This window comes from Comamonas resistens (assembly GCF_030064165.1).
Taxonomy (GTDB): Bacteria; Pseudomonadota; Gammaproteobacteria; order Burkholderiales; family Burkholderiaceae_C; genus Comamonas; species Comamonas resistens.
Map to the genome: position 1 here is coordinate 3136978 of NZ_CP125947.1, position 18850 is coordinate 3155827.

Annotated in this window: 22 protein-coding genes and 1 pseudogene; 14 read left to right on the forward strand and 9 right to left on the reverse strand. The window is 53.1% G+C overall.

What is annotated here, in order from left to right; translation table 11 throughout:
- Window positions 1-300: 300 nt before the first annotated feature.
- Window positions 301-1293 carry a site-specific integrase gene (locus QMY55_RS14580; protein WP_283484913.1) on the reverse strand — a complete coding sequence of 331 codons (993 nt, stop codon included), beginning with the start codon at window positions 1291-1293 and terminating at the stop codon, window positions 301-303.
- 345 nt (window positions 1294-1638) lie between these two features.
- On the opposite strand from QMY55_RS14580, the gene QMY55_RS14585 reads away from it, so the two are divergent.
- From QMY55_RS14585 to QMY55_RS14595, 3 genes are all read left to right on the forward strand, one after another.
- The gene (locus QMY55_RS14585) at window positions 1639-2334 is read left to right on the forward strand and encodes a hypothetical protein (RefSeq protein ID WP_283484914.1); all 696 of its coding nucleotides are present in this window, start codon (window positions 1639-1641) and stop codon (window positions 2332-2334) included.
- 199 nt (window positions 2335-2533) lie between these two features.
- Window positions 2534-2905 (forward strand): type I restriction endonuclease subunit M, encoded by a 372-nt coding sequence (locus QMY55_RS14590; RefSeq protein WP_283484915.1) that lies wholly within the window; start codon window positions 2534-2536, stop codon window positions 2903-2905.
- Window positions 2905-3636, forward strand: coding sequence for a hypothetical protein (locus tag QMY55_RS14595; RefSeq protein WP_283484916.1), 732 nt, complete (start codon window positions 2905-2907; stop codon window positions 3634-3636). The genes QMY55_RS14590 and QMY55_RS14595 overlap by 1 nt, the downstream gene beginning before the upstream one ends.
- 5 nt (window positions 3637-3641) lie before the next feature.
- Here the strand turns inward: QMY55_RS14595 and QMY55_RS14600 are convergent, their stop codons facing one another.
- Complete coding sequence (locus tag QMY55_RS14600; protein WP_283484917.1) at window positions 3642-4037, reverse strand: helix-turn-helix domain-containing protein; 396 nt, start codon at window positions 4035-4037, stop codon at window positions 3642-3644.
- A 101-nt stretch (window positions 4038-4138) separates the two neighbouring features.
- On the opposite strand from QMY55_RS14600, the gene QMY55_RS14605 reads away from it, so the two are divergent.
- Complete coding sequence (locus tag QMY55_RS14605; protein ID WP_283484918.1) at window positions 4139-5281, forward strand: hypothetical protein; 1143 nt, start codon at window positions 4139-4141, stop codon at window positions 5279-5281.
- A 180-nt stretch (window positions 5282-5461) separates the two neighbouring features.
- Window positions 5462-6511: a dienelactone hydrolase family protein gene (locus tag QMY55_RS14610; RefSeq protein ID WP_283484919.1), complete on the forward strand. Its 1050-nt coding sequence runs from the start codon at window positions 5462-5464 to the stop codon at window positions 6509-6511.
- 67 nt (window positions 6512-6578) lie between these two features.
- Here QMY55_RS14610 and QMY55_RS14615 read toward each other — a convergent pair whose 3' ends face one another.
- The 5 genes from QMY55_RS14615 to QMY55_RS14635 all read right to left on the reverse strand — a co-directional run bounded on the left by QMY55_RS14615 (window position 6579) and on the right by QMY55_RS14635 (window position 10030).
- Window positions 6579-6896 (reverse strand): addiction module antidote protein, encoded by a 318-nt coding sequence (locus tag QMY55_RS14615; RefSeq protein ID WP_283484920.1) that lies wholly within the window; start codon window positions 6894-6896, stop codon window positions 6579-6581.
- 4 nt (window positions 6897-6900) lie between these two features.
- Window positions 6901-7197, reverse strand: a complete 297-nt coding sequence (locus QMY55_RS14620) for a type II toxin-antitoxin system RelE/ParE family toxin (RefSeq protein ID WP_283484921.1) — start codon at window positions 7195-7197, stop codon at window positions 6901-6903.
- A gap of 183 nt (window positions 7198-7380) precedes the next feature.
- A complete protein-coding gene (locus QMY55_RS14625) occupies window positions 7381-8529 on the reverse strand; it encodes a phage/plasmid replication domain-containing protein (protein WP_283484922.1) in 1149 nt (382 codons plus the stop codon).
- A 167-nt stretch (window positions 8530-8696) separates the two neighbouring features.
- The gene (locus QMY55_RS14630) at window positions 8697-9638 is read right to left on the reverse strand and encodes an AAA family ATPase (protein WP_283484923.1); all 942 of its coding nucleotides are present in this window, start codon (window positions 9636-9638) and stop codon (window positions 8697-8699) included.
- A 104-nt stretch (window positions 9639-9742) separates the two neighbouring features.
- Window positions 9743-10030, reverse strand: a complete 288-nt coding sequence (locus QMY55_RS14635; protein WP_283484924.1) for a hypothetical protein — start codon at window positions 10028-10030, stop codon at window positions 9743-9745.
- A 520-nt stretch (window positions 10031-10550) separates the two neighbouring features.
- Between QMY55_RS14635 and QMY55_RS14640 the strand changes: the two are divergent.
- Window positions 10551-11078 (forward strand): annotated as a pseudogene (locus QMY55_RS14640) (M48 family metallopeptidase); the annotation flags it as partial.
- A 337-nt stretch (window positions 11079-11415) separates the two neighbouring features.
- Here the strand turns inward: QMY55_RS14640 and QMY55_RS14645 are convergent.
- The gene (locus QMY55_RS14645; RefSeq protein WP_283484925.1) at window positions 11416-12126 is read right to left on the reverse strand and encodes a transcriptional regulator domain-containing protein; all 711 of its coding nucleotides are present in this window, start codon (window positions 12124-12126) and stop codon (window positions 11416-11418) included.
- A gap of 356 nt (window positions 12127-12482) precedes the next feature.
- Between QMY55_RS14645 and QMY55_RS14650 the strand changes: the two genes are divergently transcribed.
- Together QMY55_RS14650 and QMY55_RS14655 are read left to right on the forward strand one after the other, a co-directional pair.
- Window positions 12483-12710, forward strand: a complete 228-nt coding sequence (locus QMY55_RS14650; protein WP_283484926.1) for a hypothetical protein — start codon at window positions 12483-12485, stop codon at window positions 12708-12710.
- Between the two features lie 209 nt (window positions 12711-12919).
- Window positions 12920-13465, forward strand: coding sequence for a hypothetical protein (locus QMY55_RS14655; RefSeq protein WP_283484927.1), 546 nt, complete (start codon window positions 12920-12922; stop codon window positions 13463-13465).
- A 70-nt stretch (window positions 13466-13535) separates the two neighbouring features.
- Here the strand turns inward: QMY55_RS14655 and QMY55_RS14660 are convergent, their stop codons facing one another.
- On the reverse strand, window positions 13536-13667 hold the full coding sequence (locus QMY55_RS14660) for a hypothetical protein (protein ID WP_283484928.1): 132 nt from the start codon (window positions 13665-13667) through the stop codon (window positions 13536-13538).
- A 283-nt stretch (window positions 13668-13950) separates the two neighbouring features.
- Between QMY55_RS14660 and QMY55_RS14665 the strand changes: the two genes are divergently transcribed.
- From QMY55_RS14665 to QMY55_RS14690, 6 genes are all read left to right on the forward strand, one after another.
- Window positions 13951-14241 (forward strand): hypothetical protein, encoded by a 291-nt coding sequence (locus QMY55_RS14665; RefSeq protein WP_283484929.1) that lies wholly within the window; start codon window positions 13951-13953, stop codon window positions 14239-14241.
- Between the two features lie 95 nt (window positions 14242-14336).
- Window positions 14337-14720 carry a hypothetical protein gene (locus tag QMY55_RS14670; RefSeq protein ID WP_283484930.1) on the forward strand — a complete coding sequence of 128 codons (384 nt, stop codon included), beginning with the start codon at window positions 14337-14339 and terminating at the stop codon, window positions 14718-14720.
- Between the two features lie 285 nt (window positions 14721-15005).
- Window positions 15006-15455, forward strand: a complete 450-nt coding sequence (locus tag QMY55_RS14675) for an SRPBCC family protein (RefSeq protein WP_283484931.1) — start codon at window positions 15006-15008, stop codon at window positions 15453-15455.
- A gap of 243 nt (window positions 15456-15698) precedes the next feature.
- Window positions 15699-17087, forward strand: a complete 1389-nt coding sequence (locus tag QMY55_RS14680) for a carboxypeptidase-like regulatory domain-containing protein (protein ID WP_283484932.1) — start codon at window positions 15699-15701, stop codon at window positions 17085-17087.
- A gap of 74 nt (window positions 17088-17161) precedes the next feature.
- Window positions 17162-17518, forward strand: coding sequence for a Rap1a/Tai family immunity protein (locus QMY55_RS14685; protein ID WP_283484933.1), 357 nt, complete (start codon window positions 17162-17164; stop codon window positions 17516-17518).
- A gap of 1036 nt (window positions 17519-18554) precedes the next feature.
- Window positions 18555-18710, forward strand: a complete 156-nt coding sequence (locus QMY55_RS14690) for a hypothetical protein (protein ID WP_283484934.1) — start codon at window positions 18555-18557, stop codon at window positions 18708-18710.
- Window positions 18711-18850 lie beyond the last annotated feature (140 nt).

Here is an 18850-nt window from a genome sequence, read left to right on the forward strand (position 1 = left end):
GCATTGGCCAATCGTTCCTACCAGCCACACCAACAACAAGCTAAGAGCTGCTAACACCACTTTCCTCTAGGACTAGCATGAAGCCTCGAAGCCTCGATGCTTCGAGCGCTCATGACAAGACCACCCGCTAGCAAAGCGGTGGCGACAGTTCCAGCCCCTGCTGCCGGCCTTCGGGACTCCATCAAAGGTGCCGAATGCCCGCTCAGGCTGCAAATCGGCTTTGAAAGGCGGCTGGATGCCCAAGAAGCGTTGTGGACGTTGGCCGCTGCACGCTTTGTGGATCGGCTATGTTAGCGACTCCTAGAGCAGACTCGGAGTGGTCTTTCGAGAAATACGGCGAATGTACTTTGCCAGTATCAGGTCTGACTTATGTCCAGTCTGCTCACGTATCTGCCAAGCTGGCTGACCTTGTTCGGCAGCGCTGGTGCAGTAGCCAGCTCGCAGACTGTGGCCGCTGAAGCTCTGCACATCAGCCCCGTTTTGCGCCACGGCCGCTTTCACAATGAGCGCCACTGACTGCGGTGTCAGCCCTTGCTTGGCAACAACGCCATAGCGATTGACAGACCTGAACACATGGCCTGTTCTTATGCCCGCTATCTTCAGCCAGTGCATCAGGGCTTTGACAGGGCACTGACTGCCATTGGCTCGCGGAATTAAAACGGTTCGGCCATACCGCTCCTGATCCGTTTTGCTGATTGGTATTGCAATTTCCAGCCCCGCCGATGAAAACGACAAATGCTCCATACACACCTCAACAAGCTCCGATCGACGCATAGCCGACGTAAAGCCAACCAGCAGAATGGCACGGTCACGTGCCGCTCTGACGGGTATGTGGACTTTCTCGATGATTTCCAGCGCGGCCAACAAGTCATCTTTGGTCAATGGCTTCACTTGCCGCTGTTTGGTGCCGAGCGTTCGGCGTATGCCCTGCATGACTTGCCTGACGATTTCGCTGTGTGCCGGTGATATCTGCTTTTGATCGACATGCGCTTTGTGGATCGCGGTGATGCGGCGCTCCAGCGTGACAACGGCCAGACCATCGTTGGCGGACTCAGCCAGATACTTCGCCAGCCGCTTGGGCGTGCAAGGAATGATGCCTCCATGTGCCAGGAAATGCCGTAAATCAGAAGCGTAAGCGCGCTTTGTGGCGCCGGCTTGGCGGGCATTCATATATTCTTGAACTGAGCCGCCTTTCAATATCTGGTTTGTCCCATTCTGGTTTTTGTGATTTCTCTCTGTTTTTTGATTGCAATATTTATCAGAGACTAAAATAGTCGAATGTTTATTACTCATGAAATTTCCAATTTAATTATTGATAACTGTGACTTATCGCTACCTAGGATTTAACTAGGTCTCAACCTGCTTCAACGCACGTGCAGACGAAGTGAGTCGCTGCGACAGGCATATCGTTGCAGGCGTTGAGGAATGGCTAGGGGAGATGATCCGTTGTGATAAATAACTTGCAATTCAGATTTGATCACTGAATGCATTGAATTATTTAGCATCTATCGCTTTAGAATTCATAAAAATGCTAATAATTCAGCATTTTCTTGTATTATTGATATAATACCATCAAGCGCAGATAAATACGTATTATTTATCGTGCGGCGCAGCATCAGAAAATATCAGTGATCCAATATGAGTGCAGCGATTATTAATCCCAACCCTTGTTGTATCGCTAGCTTGAACTCGCCAAACAATTTAGTTTTTCGCCGGCATCACCGCATACAACTGCTGCAGCGCCTGTTGCCGCTGCTGATGGATGTGCTGAACGCGGAGCTGCTGGCGGACATGTCACGCGATGTGGAGCTACTGTACTGGCCGGTGCTGGGTCATTCGCAAAGTCCATGTTTCTTTGAAGTGCCTGCTTTTCTTGGCACATCGACCCCGGATCAGCCAATGGCGCCTGCTCTGGTCGTGGAGCGTTTGATGGCCGCACCGTGCCCACCGCTGCCGGTGGATATGGCACCAGCGGCTCGCAATCTGGAGCGACTACGCATGCACTTCTATTTGTCTTCGGCGCAGTGGCAGCGGCTGCTGTGTGCATATCTGAACTATGGCGGCGCAGCGTGGCCGGGTCTTGAGCTTTCGCCTCCATCCATGCGCAGTGTTCTGGCTGCATGGTGGCATGTTGATCTGCCTGCTGTCGATACTGCGCTGGATGGCCGTCTGAGCTTGCTTGGCTTGCTGGAGCTACCCGATCCATGCGATGCCGGTTCGGACTCCTGCAGCTTGGCGTCTCTACTGTCTATACCTGCTGCTGTGGTTCAAGCACTGAGCCTCAGCTATGCGACGGATGCTGAGTTATTTGATGCGTTGCAGCTCACTGTGTAGTGCCGCTCTTGCGCCCACGCCGGTGATGTGAAGTCAGCGCCGCTTTTACTTTCTTGATCTCTCGATGGACCGCTTTGCCGGTCCATTTTTTTATCCGTTTCCACGCATGCGGAGGACGTCGCTCGCCCTCGCGGCGTGGTGGTGTCGGCGATTCGCACGTGGAGCTCTTGTGTCTGACGTTTAACCAAGGAGTACTTCCATGTCAGCAAATTCTTCTCGTTCTGGAGCGGTACGCCGCATGACGTTGATGAGCAATGCCCCGCGCTTCGCGCTCGGCCAGATCGTGGCAACACCTGGCGCCCTGGAACTGCTGGAACAAGCCGGCTTCAGCGCGCTGGCATTGATCTCACGCCATGTGCATGGAGACTGGGGCGATTGCTGCGTCGAAGATAAAGCCACCAATGAGCTATCGGTTCAACAGGGCATGCGTGTGATGAGCGTCTACCGGCTGGTAGACGCCGAGAGACTGCTGCAGACGCCACAAGAGAAGCGCAGCAGCCTGCCCACCATCTGGATCATTACCGAAGCCGACCGCTCTGTGACTACGCTGCTCTTGCCGGAGGACTACTGATGGTGGCGCGAGCATCTGGAATCACCTACGGTTTCCAGCGTGTGCATGCGGCATTGCAGACTGGTCATGTGCTGACCGTGCAGCAGCAGCGCCAAGAGCCAGTGCGCTGCTTCATGCAGCAGTCCATGCTGGATGGCGCTTGCGGTACGCATGTGCTGGCAATGATCTTGGTGATTTTCGATCTAGCCAAAGCCTCGGCCATGCACGACATGAGTCAGCGCAAGTACGGTGTGGCAGCAGCGGCCTGGAAAATATTTGGCCCCAAGTACTTTTCCGGAATCCATGCCAAAGAATGGGCAGAGCTGGTCAACCAATTGGCCTTGCCACTGAAGCTGACGGCTAAGTACGGAGCCAAAGAGCATGTGGATCGGTACGCACTGGACTGGCTGATGCGCGGCGAGTTGGTGGCGCTGGCCTTTGCATCGGTCAAGCACCAGCGCACCAAGCACTGGGCACTGGCAGTCGGTATAGAAGGCGTGGCTTCTGGATCAAAGCGTCAACCGCAACGCATCTTGTTGCTGGACCCTGGCGGTAGCGAGCCGAGCTTCCAAGCGTTCAATGCACGGCTGCGATTACCGACTTCTGGTCTTGGCAGTCGCCGAGCCAAACAACTGCATCTGCCTGCTGATGACGCCAAGCCATGGACGGTGTTCTGGCATTACGAGTCCGAATCGTGGTCTGCGGAGCTGGTACGTCTGCTGGCAGCCGTGCGCGTGCGCAAGCTGCAGTGACTGGCCTATGCCTTGGCGCGTTTGACGCGGTGGTCGGCACCGACGACTTTGGACGGCGCTGGACTTTTCTCGGCATGCGCCTGGTTGCGGCGACGCAGTTCACCGCCTTGCGATGCTGGAGGCAGCGTGGCCGTCACGCCTTCAAAGAGCTCTGCCGGCGTGATGCCTAAGCAATGGCACAGCGTGGCAAGTGTGAGCAGCGATGGATTGATGTGGCCGTTCTCCAGTTTGGAGATACGCGAGCGCTCCACTTCCGCCTCATGTGCCAGTTGCTCTTGTGATTTTTGCGCCAGCTCGCGGTAGCTGCGCAGCTTGGTCCCCAATGCCTTCGTTACGGCATTGGGCAGCTTCACCACTGGCGTGGTGCTCAGCTGCGATGGGACAGACTCCTTGGCTTTCATGGCCGCAGAGGGTCTGCCAATGTGTTTTTTGAGCCAACGTCTTATACGACACATTGCGCTAAGATTTGAGTCGTATAAAACACATACAACGGGAGAGAGGAATGATGAAAAAGACCTTTATAAGTAGCGTCTGTGCGGCTGTCGCCATGCTTGCGGGATGTGGCAACAAGACCCCAGCCTGTGCGGATGCCGAGACCGTCAGCTTGGTCAAACAGATTTACCAGCAGCAGTTTGACAAGCAGCACCACGATATGAGCGAGGAACGCCAGCAGCGTGTGCAATTCACGGTCAAGGACACGACTGTGGCTCTGGAGAACATCACTACTGATGCCAACAACGCAAGCACCGGCAAAGCCGTGTGCTCGGCACAGCTGACAACGGTCTTCCCTGAAGATGCTGTGAAGGCTGAGCCGCAGATGGAGCAATACATGCGCGCCATCTATGAAAAACAAGGCGCAGTGCTGGATGGCACCAAGCTCCGGGGCCAAGTGACATACACAGTGCAGCGCACCGAAGACACCGGAGCATTGCAGGTAGCACTCAACGGCTTCATGCCGTTCATGGGCTACTTCCACGACATTGCAATGGATCGCTATGACCGCATGCTGCGTGCACAAGCGGCGGCAAAGAAAGTTACCGATGCACAGGCCCCTGTTGCGCCATCCGCCAGCCAGGCTGAAATGGAAGCAGAGTCTGAAGGCTCACCCTCAGCCCCGGCTCCTGCCGCTATACCGACGCGAGTGATACAAAGCCCAGCGCAACAGCCACAAGCAGCGGTAAACAAGCAAAGCCCAACCGCACCACATACATCTACCCAAACAGTGGCAGTGCCCAATCTATGCTCTGCCGACGAGACACCTATGTTTGCATGCTCCACTGGCAAGAAGCGTGCGTCGCTGTGTATGAGCGGCAGCGGCAATGAGCTGGCATACCGATTGGCTCCGCTCAATGAGGCACCGGAGATGGTCTACCCGGCCAATGCTGCTGCCGCCAGCACCTTGTTCAAGCAAGGTGTGTATACCGGCACCGATGGACAGTCGATGCCGTTCGTGTCATTCGACAAGGGCAACTACCGCTACACCTTGTATGGCAGCACATCCACCGCGCAGGGCATCTCGGTTGAGCAAAACGGAAAGCGGATTGCGGATTTGCGCTGCCAAACGGATCGTCTGTCTGAAGTGGGAATGCCCAAGCTGCAAAGTCTGAACTTGGGTCAAGACACGCGCCCACTGCAACTGCCATAAAGCGCCACCTGTGACGTCCAAGCTTCAGTTATGCCTATCTACTCCATACCAGCTTGCTCAGTTAGCGTGGCGATGGGCATAACTTCAAAAAATACAGAAAGAGAGGGAGACATGATCTCCAAAAACCATGCTCCAGCCCACGCACGACTGCGAAGCTGCCAAGAACCGGGGGAAGTTGCAATGAACAACTGGCTCCGACCAAAAGACTTGGCCAGGAAATGCTTTCAGGCCCTGCTGGCTTCAGTTCTTGGCATAGGAGGCGCCAGTAGTTATGCGGCCCCCTTGGATGATCTCAGCGGAGGTCAAACCGGCCGCATCGAGTTCAACTCCAAGACGCCAGACCATCGCTGGGCATTGGTTCGTGGGCGGTTGGGAAGCGATACCCCCATTTTTGGTGATCTGCTGATGCCTGCCAATGCGCAGGGCAAAGTTCCGGCGGTGGTGTTTTCGCATGGCAGCGAAGGTGTCAGCAGTCTGTACTTTGATGTGTGGGCCAAAGCGCTGAACGCGGCTGGCTACGCCGTCTTTGTGGTGGACAGCTTCAAGCCGCGCAACGAAGAGCGGGTCACGGGAGCTTCCAAGCAGCTGACTTGGAACACCACGGCCAATTTGGCGGATGCGCTGTATTCCCTCAAGCTGCTGGCGACACATCCGCAGATTGATAGCCAGCACATCTATCACATGGGCTGGTCACGTGGCGGGCAAGCCGTTCTGGATGCAGCATGGCCGACCTACCAGCAGCACGTTGTTCCTGTCACGGTGAAGTGGGCCGGCAGTATTGCGGTCTACCCTGGCTGCAATATGCGCTACCGCGTCGATCAGCACAACAAACTGCCGTCGCCGCTGCTGATGCTGCTGGGCGAGAAAGACGATATAAGCCGTGCATGGAGCTTGCCGATGAGCTGGTGGCCAACGGCAATCCGGTCACGTACAAGGTCTACGCGGGCGCTACGCATGTTTTCGACCGACTCAACCAGAAGTGGGCTCAGTACCGAGAAGGCAACTACAACAAGTGCTCAATGGACGTGCGCATGCCATACGGTGCCAATGATCGTTCTTGGGGTCCGGTACATGACAAGTACTCCGGCAAGACCTTCACCGACGCGAACGAGTGGAACGGCTTTCTCAAGACATGCCAGCAAGCATCGTTCATCAACATCGAGAGCAACGACAAGGCTAGGGAGCAAGCTATCAAGGACGTGCTGGTATTCCTGTCGGCGCGCTAGGTGATTCCCTGCCAGCACTGCCTGGATACGCCGTTGCTTTGCGCTGTCATGGGGTTTACTGCTCAAGAAAATTAAGCTGGAGTGTGGGGGCCAATGTGCATCTGCAGGCCCAGTGCATGCATCACCTTCATGACGGTGGACAGACTGGGATTGCCTTGCTCGCCGAGCGATTTGTACAGGCCCTCACGGGTGAGGCCGGTATCTTTGGCCAACTGCATCATTCCGCGAGCACGGGCAATGTCTCCGAGAGCTTTGGTAAACACTGCAGCATCATCTGGCGCTTGCTCCAGGCAGGCTTGCAGATAGGCCGCGCAATCCTCATCAGACTGCAGGTACTCGGCGGCATCGAAGGGCTTGATGCCCAACTTCTCATAGGCAGCACGGTTCATAGCTTTACCCTTTCAACTCTTTGACCATCGCCTGGGCCTTGGCAATGTCTTTTTGCTGGGTGGACTTGTCGCCACCACCAAGCGCAACAACGACCACATCGCCAGCGCGCCAGCAGTACACGCGGTAGCCGGGGCCAGAGTCGATGCGCAACTCGGTCACTTCGCCTCCAACTGGCTTGCAATCGCCCCAATTCCCGAGCGACAGCCGAGTGAGGCGAGCCAAAACCTGTCGCTGACCCACTTTGTCGCGCAGGGCCTGGAGCCAATCGTCAAAGGCCGCAGTACGTAGAACTTGGATCATTGTGTGAACTACAGTTTACATCATTCAATCGAGGTGCGCTTGACAGACGAAGTCTGGGAAACGCTGAAAACGCTCGGCCACCAACATAGTTCCCCAGCATCAGACTCAATTCTATTAAACATATTTTTATCCATTTATTTGGTCACAGCTGACATAACTGCATTTATTTTGTAGCGCTATTTATTAAATAGACTTCACACTCCGATAACTAGAATTTTCACTATTCAACCATGCACGCTCATACTGGGTGGAATCAACAAAACCATTCCAACGCTTAGGATCATAAACGAATCCACTTTCCAGAGCCCACTCCGGCGGTTCCATAATATTAGCGGGGTCTGTCAGCGACTTCCACGAAATTCCATCTACCATCAAAGCCGGAACTGACAAGTTAATACCATATTTCTCCAGAATATCCTTGCGACAGCGATAGTAGGTTGCAGGGCTTGGACAAAAGGCTTTAGGGTCTCGACCAGCCAGCCACAAAGCTATCAACGTACGGTTTTTCAAGTCCGCCTTTTGCAGTATCAACTCACGCACATCCAGCGAAGGCAGGTCTTGCAGCGGAATATCTTCGACCGTTTTGATATGGAGAGCACGAGCGGCATCCTGATTCCAGGCGAACCCCTTATCCAAAGATAAATTTTTATTCTTCAGATCACGTTTATGCCTTGTTTCAATACGCACGCCATGAGCCAGATATTGGCCTATCATCTTATCGAAATACAATCCTGTCCCGATTCTCTCAAAGCTCATAGGCATCTTTCCAAGCAGCTTATGCTTGTGGCGCAAGAGCTTATCTAGAAAATAATTTTGCTTGTCATAAATCAGGACTTCACGGTCACGTGACCCAGGCCACAACCGCACTCCAACACCGGGAGAAATCGTAGTTGCTTTAAGCGAAGCAACACCATAACGCCGAATATCATCACACAGTTTAGCGATCAAGCTTGCAGGCATTGCATAGTGTTCTGCAACATGCACCTCATCTACGGCATAGTTACCAGAAATTATCGCCTTAGAAACTGAGGCAGGACAGTCCATCTCCAGAGTTTCAAAAGCCAAACGAATAGTCTTTTTAACTAGACCTCGAAAATCATTGGAGCCCATCCCATTATGACCTTGCAGCCACTGTGCTGGCGATCCATGAAAACGTATGCGTTGACCATTGGTTTCTACACGCACATTGAAATGCGGAGCATATTTACCAGCACTTATCTTAACCTCGGTAAACGATTTAGTTTTAACCCCGCTAGGCTGACGAACCACTACTTTCTTTCCAATTTCAGGAAAATCATCACCATCAATGGTTATATTGAAATAGTCGATCATGGTTTTATATTCAACTGCTGCAAATGTGCAGCCGTATAGAGAAATGATTCAATGGTGATAGTGGTCTCCACAGCTCTACTTCGCTGACGGCACCGTGCACAGCCGCTGCAGCGTGAAGGCATGCAAGGGTGTGCAACAGTGCAAGCGCTAGTGGATGCACATATGCATCAACTGGTGGACTTGAGCCAGCGGCTTACAGTGGTGCGGTCAACGCACAGTTTTTTGGCCACCTCAGCTTGGCTCAATCCGGACTCCACCAGCTCTTTCGCTTCCTTCGCGCGAGAGTTCTTGTGCACTCCATCAGACTGGCTCCAGGTCAAACCGCCCTCTTCGTCTTTGCCCATCGTGACCGCAATAGGCTTGGCATCGGCAGGGGACAAATGGCGATTCTTCTCCCAAACCAGGTTGAAGCGTAAAGCTCCATCACTAAATGCACCATCGGCCGGTTTCAACGCCACAGACCAATCCAAAGCATCCTCATGGCTGCTGCTACCGCGCTGCTTGCCTGTTTTGCCCGTGTGATGAATAACGATAATTGTGCGACCGGCTCGCTTATGGCCCAGCATCCAACGCATCATGGGCGCCCAAGCTTCAGCCGTTTCACGACCATCACCACTCCAAGCAGAATAATTATCGATAAAGAGCACATCCCAGTCAGCGCCAATCAATGCATCAATTTCCCTTTGACCATCCATCGTATTGATTGAAGGCAACAAGCCTGTGAAAATTTCAGGGGTAAAAATCTTCAACCCATCAGGCGGATTAGTATTCAGACTTTTGCACAATGCAATGGTGCGGCTCTTGAGAGTGACGAGGTCCATCTCTCCATCCATATAAATTACCTTACGGGCTTTGCGCGGCTTCTTATTCAAAAAATCCACACCAGTACTCATGGATACAGCGATACCCAATGCCACCCATGTTTTCCCGTGCCCTCGAGGGCCGAACAGCATGCCAATTTGATTGGACTGGATGAGTTCACCCCAGTGCTTCTTGCGTGTCCTGGCATTCAGCTTTGCCAATTCTGCTGCAGAAATCAACTTCATTTGATCAAACGGCTGGAAATAATTCGACTCGCCGGAATCAGCTTGATATTTGGAATTTTTCATATACTCTTGTAGTAAAATTTGCCCGATGATTTTTGGATTCTAAATATGCACTCTTAATTCAAAGATGATGCAGAAACCAAAAATCATTTTTTATTTACACTCAATCAACTTGCAGATTGAGAGTTAATCCATTCGGCAAAGGCAAACTCATCAATTAACACACGGCGCCCCACTTTGCGAATTGCATGCGCCAAGCCATTGCCTGGAACATATTCCTCACCATTCCTGGACTTGGCACGCAATCGAGGCTTGGATGCGTAGATAAGAGCACGAATTGAATTTTCAGAGAATGCTGGAAATTTTTGACTCAGCTGATAAACAGTCAACCAGCTCTTCATAAAGGATTCGCAATCCTGTTTTGAAATTTTCACTTCAAATTTTTCCTCGATCACCTTTACTCTCCTTATTTGATGAATGTGCATCGCTGCGCATTCATGGCAAATATATTTCTAGTAACAACAAAATCCGGAAAATTATAAAAAACTATACTTTTCCGGATTTTTTTCTTTCAACTCAATGACTTGGGAGAATTTCGGAAATCAGAACAAATAACCACTTGATAGACATGGAATTTTATTTAAAGCTTTCAGCATTCAGATGTTGTCGATCTGTCAGCTCACGCCCCAGCCTGCCCGAGCCCACAGCAGCATTCGCTGAACGACACGCTAAGGATGTGGATGAAGTGGAGCGGCTGTTTCTCGTCGTCTGCACTCAGCAGGAATACAGATGCCGGAGACTATTGACCTGAGCGACATTGCTGCCGAAGTGATCAGAAAGCGCATCAAGCATTTGCACTTGAGCGTGTACCCGTCCGCAGGTCGTATACGGATTTCTGCGCCAGAGCACATGGCCTTGGACACGATCCGGGTGTTTGCGATTTCCGAGCTGCCATGAACCAAAAGCCAGCAGCGCAAAGTGCGTGCACAGAAACGCGAAGCCCCGCGCGATTACATAGACCGAGAGAGTCACTATCTGCGGGGCAAGCGGTATCTGTTGGCCGTGATTGAACGCAATGCAGCTCCCATCATTGACCTCCAATACAAGCGGATCGTGCTTGGTGTGCGCCCAGGCAGCAGGACGGAACGCCGTGAAGAGCTGCTGGATGCCAGGAACCGCGAACAGCTCAAACTGGCATTGCCGCCGCTGCTGCTGCTGCAAAAGTGGGAAACATTGATGAACGTGAAAGCCTCCAAGGTTCTTGTGCAACGCATGAAAACCAAGTGGGGAAGATGCAACCCCGACAGCCACGCCACTCGGCTGAACACCGACTTGACAAAGAAGCCGCCGGAATGTCTGGAATACACCATCGCGCACGAACTGGCCCATTTGATTGAACCAAGTCACAATGCACGCTTTGCCTTAGTAATTGATCTATTTATGCCGAAGTGGAAATATTTCAGGGAAGAGCTAAAAGACCTCCCTGTGCGGCATAAAAATTAGATTTTAAATGGAATTTAAAAATTACCCGAAGATAAATCAAAATTCGTTTTAATATTTTTCCTATAATTAATAATTGAACCTGCATAATCATCAAAGTATGCGATTTTACGATAACCATTATCTCTAAGTTTAGTAGCGGTATCGAATCTATGCCTCATTTTTTTAGCATAATTATCACTAGAAGCAACTCTACCAAACCCAGGCTTCACATTAACAATTTTATCCTCACTCTCCCCCTTTATAATTCTATCCAATAGTTCAATATATTCCCCATAAATTCCACCCCTATTAAATTTATCCTGTCCCTCGTAAACATGATAAATATCGCCAACCTCTTTTAAAAATACTGAGGCTTATCTTTCATAATTTTCTCGATAAATTTTCTTTGCTCTTTTACTAGTATTTCTAGTTCGTTTTTCAAATAACCAATTGGCTGCATTACATCTATTTTCAGCACAACCTCCGTCCTCTTAATTTCACCTACAGAAACAGAGCATGGCTTTTGACGAAAGTGCTCGGACTCACAAAATTCGGCATACACTTCAAATTTTAGATCACTGAAAATCTCAGCCTCTGATTCAGGAAGCGGGGAGACTTCTGGATCGATCCATTTTTTTATGCCAAATCTTTCTTTCGGTAAGATAGAAGAAGAATGGCTAATTGCAAATCCTGCCTCTTTTCTTATCTCGAGAGTACGTTCATGCCATTCTTTTAAATTTTCCCCGAGCAACGGCTCCACCCCTTTCTTTGGATGAAATGGGCTAACAGCCGCGAAATCCTCTGTCTTACTCTTGCCACTCAGCTTTTCATGCCACTTGTCATCGAGCTGCTGCTGCTCTTCAACCACAAACAAGGACATAGGAATTTCGTCGGACAGTGACCGGCAAAGCTCCTGTGTGTTGATGCTCAAGCTCCGAACAGCCTCTGGAAGCGCCATCCATTGCGCATATGCCTCTCTGTATGCAGGGTTACGTCGAAGAAATTCCCAAGCCCATTGCCTGGATGACTTCGGCCCCACTGGCTCTTTGTCTGCTTGCACCGTGCTCATCCTCACCTCGTTGAACGTAATCAGGTGGTCTGGATCGTGCCAAAACAATGCCCGGATGCAAGCCTTCCGTGTCACAGCTATGTCACAGTTGGGGAAAAATTTCCGCACTATTCGGCATCAATGCGGGATGCTAAAATTGGCTTGTCTCGAGTGAGAACAGTAGTGAGCATCAATCGACGATACTTCGCGCCAGAGTTCGTAATGAGAAGGTCGCGTGTTCGATTCATGTCTCCGGCACCAAAATAGCTAGATTTCATGCGGGTTCCGCGTGAAAACTGGGGCCCAAGAGGGGCAGCTTTTGCTAGAAGCTGCCCCTTTTTTCGTCTGCATTTATAGACTGGCAGCACAATGAGCAGATGAGAATCATCGCGCTATTGCTCATCGCTGCGGCTCTGTTCTACGGCGCGTCACGGCTTCCCCATATCCAGATCGGAGAGCGCGCCACTGGCGGCTATGACGGTGCATCAATGACACCGCAGCAGCAAGTCAACCAAGCCGCGAAAGAGGCCCGAGAAGCAGCCGATGCAGCTGAAGCGGCAGGTAACGCGACCATGCGCCAAGCAACCCCTGAGCCTACTCCTTGACGAATCGCGCGCCGGCAACGCCAGCCTAGCCCCAGTTGTGCGAGATGTGCTTTTCAGAGTTCGCGGTCTTGCACAGCAGCAACAAAGACACCGGTTTGAGCACGCCCATGATTAGCAGGGCTTTCTGGATCTTCGGCCCCTCCATACTTCTCAACTGCTAGCACTTGCTAAACTGAGCCGTGTCGCTTTAAGCATCAGATTGCAAAATCGTGGCTGCACGCGCTTCACCACTCCTTGGCTATACAGCACTCGCCATCTTTATTCTGTGGCGTGTGTCTGTTCGCTTTAAGCGCGCGATCGGTCCCCAACGGCTCTCACGCTATCGAGCACCCATCACCTTTGCCATCTATGGAACCATCCTCCTCGCGGTCATTTGGTCACTGGTTCCACGGCTGGGATTGATTGCTGAACTACTTGGTTTCATGACCATAGGTGCAGCTCTAGCTGCCGTGGCGCTGCGCAAAACCCTGTTTGAGGCTAAACCTGGCTCACTGACCTACACACCCTACAAACCTATCGCGCTGAGTCTTGCAACTCTTTTCCTGGCTCGATTGGCTTATCGACTTATCGAGGTTTTGTGGCTGGCACCAGAGGTTCAGCGCAGTGCTGGCGAGTTTGTCAGCAGCCCTCTCACACTTGGCGCCTTTGGGTTGCTTACGGGTTACACGCTTTGGTATACAAAAGGTCTTGCGGCTTGGCGCCGACATGTGATCGCAGCGAAGCACGCACGAGAAGCCCTGAAAAGCGAAGACTGATCAGCGATTCGAACAAAAGCCATGACGCGCTAATTACGACATGACCTGCATCCGGATCTGATGACTCGCCCTAGTGTCTCCACCAACGGCCCAGCCAATCTTCAAGAAACTCGGCCGGAACCACCATTTCTTTTAACAGCAGGCTCAGCAAAAGGCTTAACAAAACCAAGCCCAACAACAGTGCTTTGCGCTTGAGCTCCATGCGTATCTCCAGTGAGGCTTTGGGGCAGTCTAGGCAAAGCTCGTTGCATGAATATGGCTGGCAGGTAAAGCCAAGTCACCATTCTGTGAAACAGGGCCGAAATTAAGTCTTTCCTAAGTTTGGCAGGCGCTCAATACTGGTTCAGAAACGCTCTGCACCAAGCGTACGCATAGGAAGGAGCCCGACCATGCAAGGCGATGCAATTGTTACCCGAGTCAATCGGAGATCTGTACCTTGGCTTACGGCCGCGGTGCTGGGGGCAACAGCTCTCAGCGGATGCGTAGTGGCACCTGTGAGACCTGCCTATACCAATGGCTACTACGATGAGGGCACGGTTGTCGCTAATATTGCGCCGCCGGCCCCCTACGTGGAGACCATTCCTGTGGCCCCGTTCGCAGGCGCCATCTGGATTGGCGGCTTCTGGGATTGGTCGGGTGGGCGCCATGTATGGCGTCCCGGTCACTATGAACGGCCGCGTCCGGGCTTCAACTACCGGCAACCAGGCTGGGCACACGGCCCGGATGGCCGCTGGATGCTACACCGCGGTGGCTGGGATCACGGACACGGCCGCTAACCAGAAACATCTCGCTTGCACCAATGCCCAGCGAAAATGAACTGAATTTCCAATTTAGTCACACTTCACTGTTACATTCCCTCACAGGAGGGAACATGCAAACAACTGCAGTCGACCAAGCGGCACCGAATTCGCTCTCATTTCATCATCATCTGATGGCCATGGGCCTCGTGGCCTGGGCCAACCCGCTGATTTACTACCACCACAGCCCCATTCGCGCGTGGCTTGGGACACTACTTCCGCCTCTGGTGCTGGCACTTGGTGCATATGGTCTGTATGCGCTGCTTCTAAGCAAGCGCGCAAGGAATGCATCGCCCAAGAGCTTTTTGATACTTGGCTGGGCTTTGCTGATTCCCCTGGTCACGAACCCATGGATCAATCCACCCCCCTCAAACCCGTATGCGCCACAGGCTCAGCGACCAGCGCAAGTACCAGCACTCCCCAGCCTGCTAACAGAGCTGGATGACTCTGAGTGGTGAAACGCGACTGCGTCCCTGGCAGCTGGTCGAAACCGTTTCAAAATCAATCTGCTCTGCCGCAGTCCCTCGCAGGGGGAACATGCAAACAAAAGCCCGCAAGGCTCACACCCGGCGGGCTTTGTCGCATCAGCAGAATCAGACAGCCAACACAAGCGCCGACTGGCAGGCCTCTGGGCTCTTTCACTATCCCTGACCTGGTCAGTAGCGGTCGTGAAGCGTACAAAGCCTAACAGAACGTCACTGCTACGGGGTCTAAGCTTTTGTACTCACTCCAGGAGTCACAGCATGCCCCACACCATTCAATTGCACCGTGTGATCAAAGCGCCGCCGGAGCGTCTCTATCGAGCCTTCACCTCTCCCGACGCCCTGGTCAAATGGCTTCCGCCCCATGGCTTTGCTGCACAGGTTCATGAATTTGACGCACGTGTGGGCGGCCACTATCGCATGAGCTTCATCAACTTTTCCACTCAAAGCAAAAACAGCTTTGGCGGCGAGTTTCTGGAGCTCGTGCCTGACCACCGTATACGCCATACCGATCGCTTTGACGACCCCAACCTGCCAGGTGAAATGATCACCACTGTGAATTTTCAGGCCGTGTTCTGCGGCACAGAATTGCATGTGAAGCAAGAAGGCATCCCAGACATGATTCCAGCTCAGGCCTGCTATCTGGGATGGCAAGAATCACTGCAATTGCTCACCCTCCTGGTAGAGGCAAGCATCCCCGACGGAGCATGATCAAGCCCTCATCTCTCGACTGTATTGATTGAAGGCATGGCAGCCCCCAGAAACAACAAACCTCGTTGAGCAGGGTCTGCGGCTCAATATCCATGCTTTAAATACGCTGGCAGCTCCTATAAGAAGAGCAAATTGCTTGTCAAAAATTGCGCGACATGACTTGAAATTACCAAATTTCAGGGATATGAAGCGCCTACCCCGCCGCCTACATTTAGTTGCATCGTCAATCTGAAATAGAACGAAATGCAACCCAAATTTCAACGTGCGGCGCTGGTGGCCACAATGGCTGCAGCGCTGACGGCTTGTGGTGGTGGCAGTGACACAGGCACGACCGCTGAAACGCGCTTCAGCGGTCGCGTGACCGACCCGGCCGGCGCACCCGTCGCCGGCGTGCACGTCATGCTGGAGGATCGCACCACCGATGCGCTGCACATTGTGTCGACAGGTGCCGACGGGAGCTTCAGCGCCTCCGTAAATGCAGGGGTGTACGACGTGTTGTTTGATGACCCCGATCAGATGCACTACGTGTCTTTGCAGAAAACTGCGGTGGACCTGCGCTCGGACAAGATAGAGGCAGTCCAGCTGGAAGCGGCAGACGCGGCCAACGCCAGCCTACTGACCGGAACGATGGTCGACACAGCCGGCACGCCTGTTGCACATCGCTCCCTGCTTGTGCTTCCTATCGTTTCACGTGCTCCCGAAGCGCTGAGCGCCGTGAACATGCCTGCGCCGTTTCTGGTTCAGACGGATGCGCTGGGCCGCTTTTCAGCTGCCATGGGGCATGCAGGTATTGAGTACGAATTCAATGTCGTGGTGCTCAAGGCCGGTGCGCCATCATTGGACCTTGCTTCGTTCGCCGAGGGCCCGAATGTCTCGTCAAACCCTGACGACGTCGATCCTCGCCAAGTGCTTATCGCGTTCCTGCAGCAGCACGCCGAAGAGAGCATCGACGTGAATAAGCCCGATGGGGCCATGCGGATGAGCATTCGGATTGGGGCGGGCGTCAACAACCTGATGGGCGCTGCTGGCGTACCGAGTGTCGTTCCAGCCGATGCCCAAACGCTGATGGACCAGAACAAACAGGCCAAGTTAGCAAAGCTGTCTTCCGTGGATGGGGTTGCAACAGCCCTGGCAGCGGAGTTCAGAGCCGGACTGGAAGCGCTCATTCCAGCAGCGGTCGCAGGCATCATCGTCGAACGCTTTAACGAAGTTGGCCTTGATGTCTTTCCGGGCTCTAGCGTGATCAAGAGCGGCGAGTTGACCGCTGGTCGGATTGACGTGACGTCAAACCGCCGCGACGCAATGCCGCTGCGATCACTCTTGCGCACGCAGAGCGGCTCGTCTCAGGCACACATTGCTCTGTTTTTCGACAAGGCCACGATCAATCTGCACAACAGCGTATCGCTACCCTTGTCCATCTTTGGGGACAACCAGATTGATTTTTCGACTCCGTATGCAGGTGTTTACAGCTTCACAGACCGTACCAACGACACCTACCGACTGAGCGTTTTCATGACATCGACGAGCCATAGAGTGAACTTCAGAAGCAAGAAGCCCGATATCGTGAAGATCAGGTACTCCTTCATGTTCATTCCTGAGGAATGCAGGATTCGACCGGCAGGTTGCAAATAGCCCAGTGCAACTGCGGTGCGCTCACCTCTGGGCGCCCCTCTGCTAAATTCCTTCACACAGGAGGAGTGATAGAGATGAGAGCTTTTCAGGGAGCCGCCGCTCTACTGGTCGCACTACTCTGCGGACCACATTTGCATGCACAGCAGATCACAGGGAATGAGCTGTCTCAATGGCTCTCTGAAGCCAACAAATCTCAAGCGGGTATCGCTTCTGACCGCCAACAGGTCAATATTGCTCGCGGGTATGCATTAGGAGTGGCCGAAACACTGGCATCGTCCAAAAGCATTTGCATACCAGATAGCGTCACACGCGACCAAATCCTGGACATCATTCATATGATGCTCGGCACGCAGCAGCAGCTTGGGCACATGAATGCCAATTCACAGGTCGCAGCGGCGTTGCAGAATACCTTCCCCTGCAAGCCACGATAGATTTCAACTGCTCTGCAACATTCCCCTTCACAGGAGGAATGAGAGATACGCACACGCTCGGCCTCGGGCAGTTAGCCAAACAACGGATTGCGCTTGCAGTGCTCGAGCATCGTCTTTGCCGCAGCAGGTCGGATCAGTTGGGCCCATACCAACTTGTACCAAGCGGACGAACGAAATGCTGCCGTCTGGCGCAAAGTCACTCGATAACAGCTAGAGACCCGCTCTTTTTTTGATGGTGTTCCGGGTCGGCTCCGTGACTTACTTATTCACTCGACCCATGGGGTTCGGTTGGAAAAACTGCAAGAGGTATCGCACCGGCCACAGGCGCGCATCATGACCACCCCGGCAAAGTAGCGGGGGCTACTGGCGTGACTGCTCTAGCGAGACGCTTGGCCCTTGGAATCAGCCAGGGCAGGCGGTATTCAGGATCTTCGGCGCAGCCTCCGCGTCGATGGCGAACAGTGGTCGCGCCAGATCGCACTTCAATGGAGCTCGCAATGTGATCCCCCTTAAGCCTTTTTAAAGGTAGCGCAGTATCCAATACCTCCACAGCCGAGTCTGGGCCTTGCTCCTCTCCCTCTCAAACTGTTCCCCAGGCACGACCCGCAAGGTCACCGGCTTTTTCCCTCTATAGCCAGCAACTCAATACACAGCGCAAGACTCCCATCCTCCCTATCAGTCACCGAATACCAGTTACGCCGGGCCTGGGGCTTCTCTCCTCCCTCCCTCTTGACTCTTCCCCAAGCGCGACCTGAAAGGTCACCGGCTCTTTATTCAAGCCCGCAGCATCCGCTCGCGGGCTTTTTTCTTTGCCCACTGAATTTTCATGAACACCCCCCCCAACGCGACCAAGCCCTGTATTCACCAATCTCCAGCTCAAGCTGCTGACTGCCGCTCAGTGGCTTCTGGTCGGCGCGGCCATGTTGATCACGCTCACGCCCGAAGCCTAGCCGCTTTGAATCATCAAATTTCATAGCTGCTAGCGCTTTCTCAATAAGCACCAGACCCATATTTCATACATAATCGGAGACGACTCATGCCGAAAACGATTTTCGACCTCCTGCTGGTGCTCGTCGGCGTCCTGCTGCTGGCCGCCTGGCTCTCCGCCCCAGAGGCCCAGGCCGATGAGCCACCAGCGCGGGTCAAAAGCCTGCGCGATGAATTCGCCTGCCCCGGCATGCATGCCGAGTGACTGGACGAAAGCACCGTGCAGTGCCTCACAGAAAAGCCATAACGGCTGGCCAGCCTACATATTCTGAGCGCCAAAGAACACACCGTCACCACCATTCCATGGCCGCCCATGTTCGTCATACATCCAACGATCCCGGTCAC

Coding starts and splice junctions, on each gene's coding strand:
- QMY55_RS14660 (WP_283484928.1), bottom strand. CDS start 13,667: ATGGAGCTCAAGCGCAAAGCACTGTTGTTGGGCTTGGTTTTGTTAAGC.
- QMY55_RS14685 (WP_283484933.1), top strand. CDS start 17,162: ATGAGAGCTTTTCAGGGAGCCGCCGCTCTACTGGTCGCACTACTCTGC.
- QMY55_RS14610 (WP_283484919.1), top strand. CDS start 5,462: ATGAACAACTGGCTCCGACCAAAAGACTTGGCCAGGAAATGCTTTCAG.
- QMY55_RS14625 (WP_283484922.1), bottom strand. CDS start 8,529: ATGATCGACTATTTCAATATAACCATTGATGGTGATGATTTTCCTGAA.
- QMY55_RS14580 (WP_283484913.1), bottom strand. CDS start 1,293: ATGAGTAATAAACATTCGACTATTTTAGTCTCTGATAAATATTGCAAT.
- QMY55_RS14585 (WP_283484914.1), top strand. CDS start 1,639: ATGAGTGCAGCGATTATTAATCCCAACCCTTGTTGTATCGCTAGCTTG.
- QMY55_RS14650 (WP_283484926.1), top strand. CDS start 12,483: ATGAGAATCATCGCGCTATTGCTCATCGCTGCGGCTCTGTTCTACGGC.
- QMY55_RS14595 (WP_283484916.1), top strand. CDS start 2,905: ATGGTGGCGCGAGCATCTGGAATCACCTACGGTTTCCAGCGTGTGCAT.
- QMY55_RS14605 (WP_283484918.1), top strand. CDS start 4,139: ATGATGAAAAAGACCTTTATAAGTAGCGTCTGTGCGGCTGTCGCCATG.
- QMY55_RS14675 (WP_283484931.1), top strand. CDS start 15,006: ATGCCCCACACCATTCAATTGCACCGTGTGATCAAAGCGCCGCCGGAG.
- QMY55_RS14670 (WP_283484930.1), top strand. CDS start 14,337: ATGCAAACAACTGCAGTCGACCAAGCGGCACCGAATTCGCTCTCATTT.
- QMY55_RS14590 (WP_283484915.1), top strand. CDS start 2,534: ATGTCAGCAAATTCTTCTCGTTCTGGAGCGGTACGCCGCATGACGTTG.
- QMY55_RS14600 (WP_283484917.1), bottom strand. CDS start 4,037: ATGAAAGCCAAGGAGTCTGTCCCATCGCAGCTGAGCACCACGCCAGTG.
- QMY55_RS14645 (WP_283484925.1), bottom strand. CDS start 12,126: ATGAGCACGGTGCAAGCAGACAAAGAGCCAGTGGGGCCGAAGTCATCC.
- QMY55_RS14690 (WP_283484934.1), top strand. CDS start 18,555: ATGCCGAAAACGATTTTCGACCTCCTGCTGGTGCTCGTCGGCGTCCTG.
- QMY55_RS14680 (WP_283484932.1), top strand. CDS start 15,699: ATGCAACCCAAATTTCAACGTGCGGCGCTGGTGGCCACAATGGCTGCA.
- QMY55_RS14620 (WP_283484921.1), bottom strand. CDS start 7,197: ATGATCCAAGTTCTACGTACTGCGGCCTTTGACGATTGGCTCCAGGCC.
- QMY55_RS14630 (WP_283484923.1), bottom strand. CDS start 9,638: ATGAAAAATTCCAAATATCAAGCTGATTCCGGCGAGTCGAATTATTTC.
- QMY55_RS14615 (WP_283484920.1), bottom strand. CDS start 6,896: ATGAACCGTGCTGCCTATGAGAAGTTGGGCATCAAGCCCTTCGATGCC.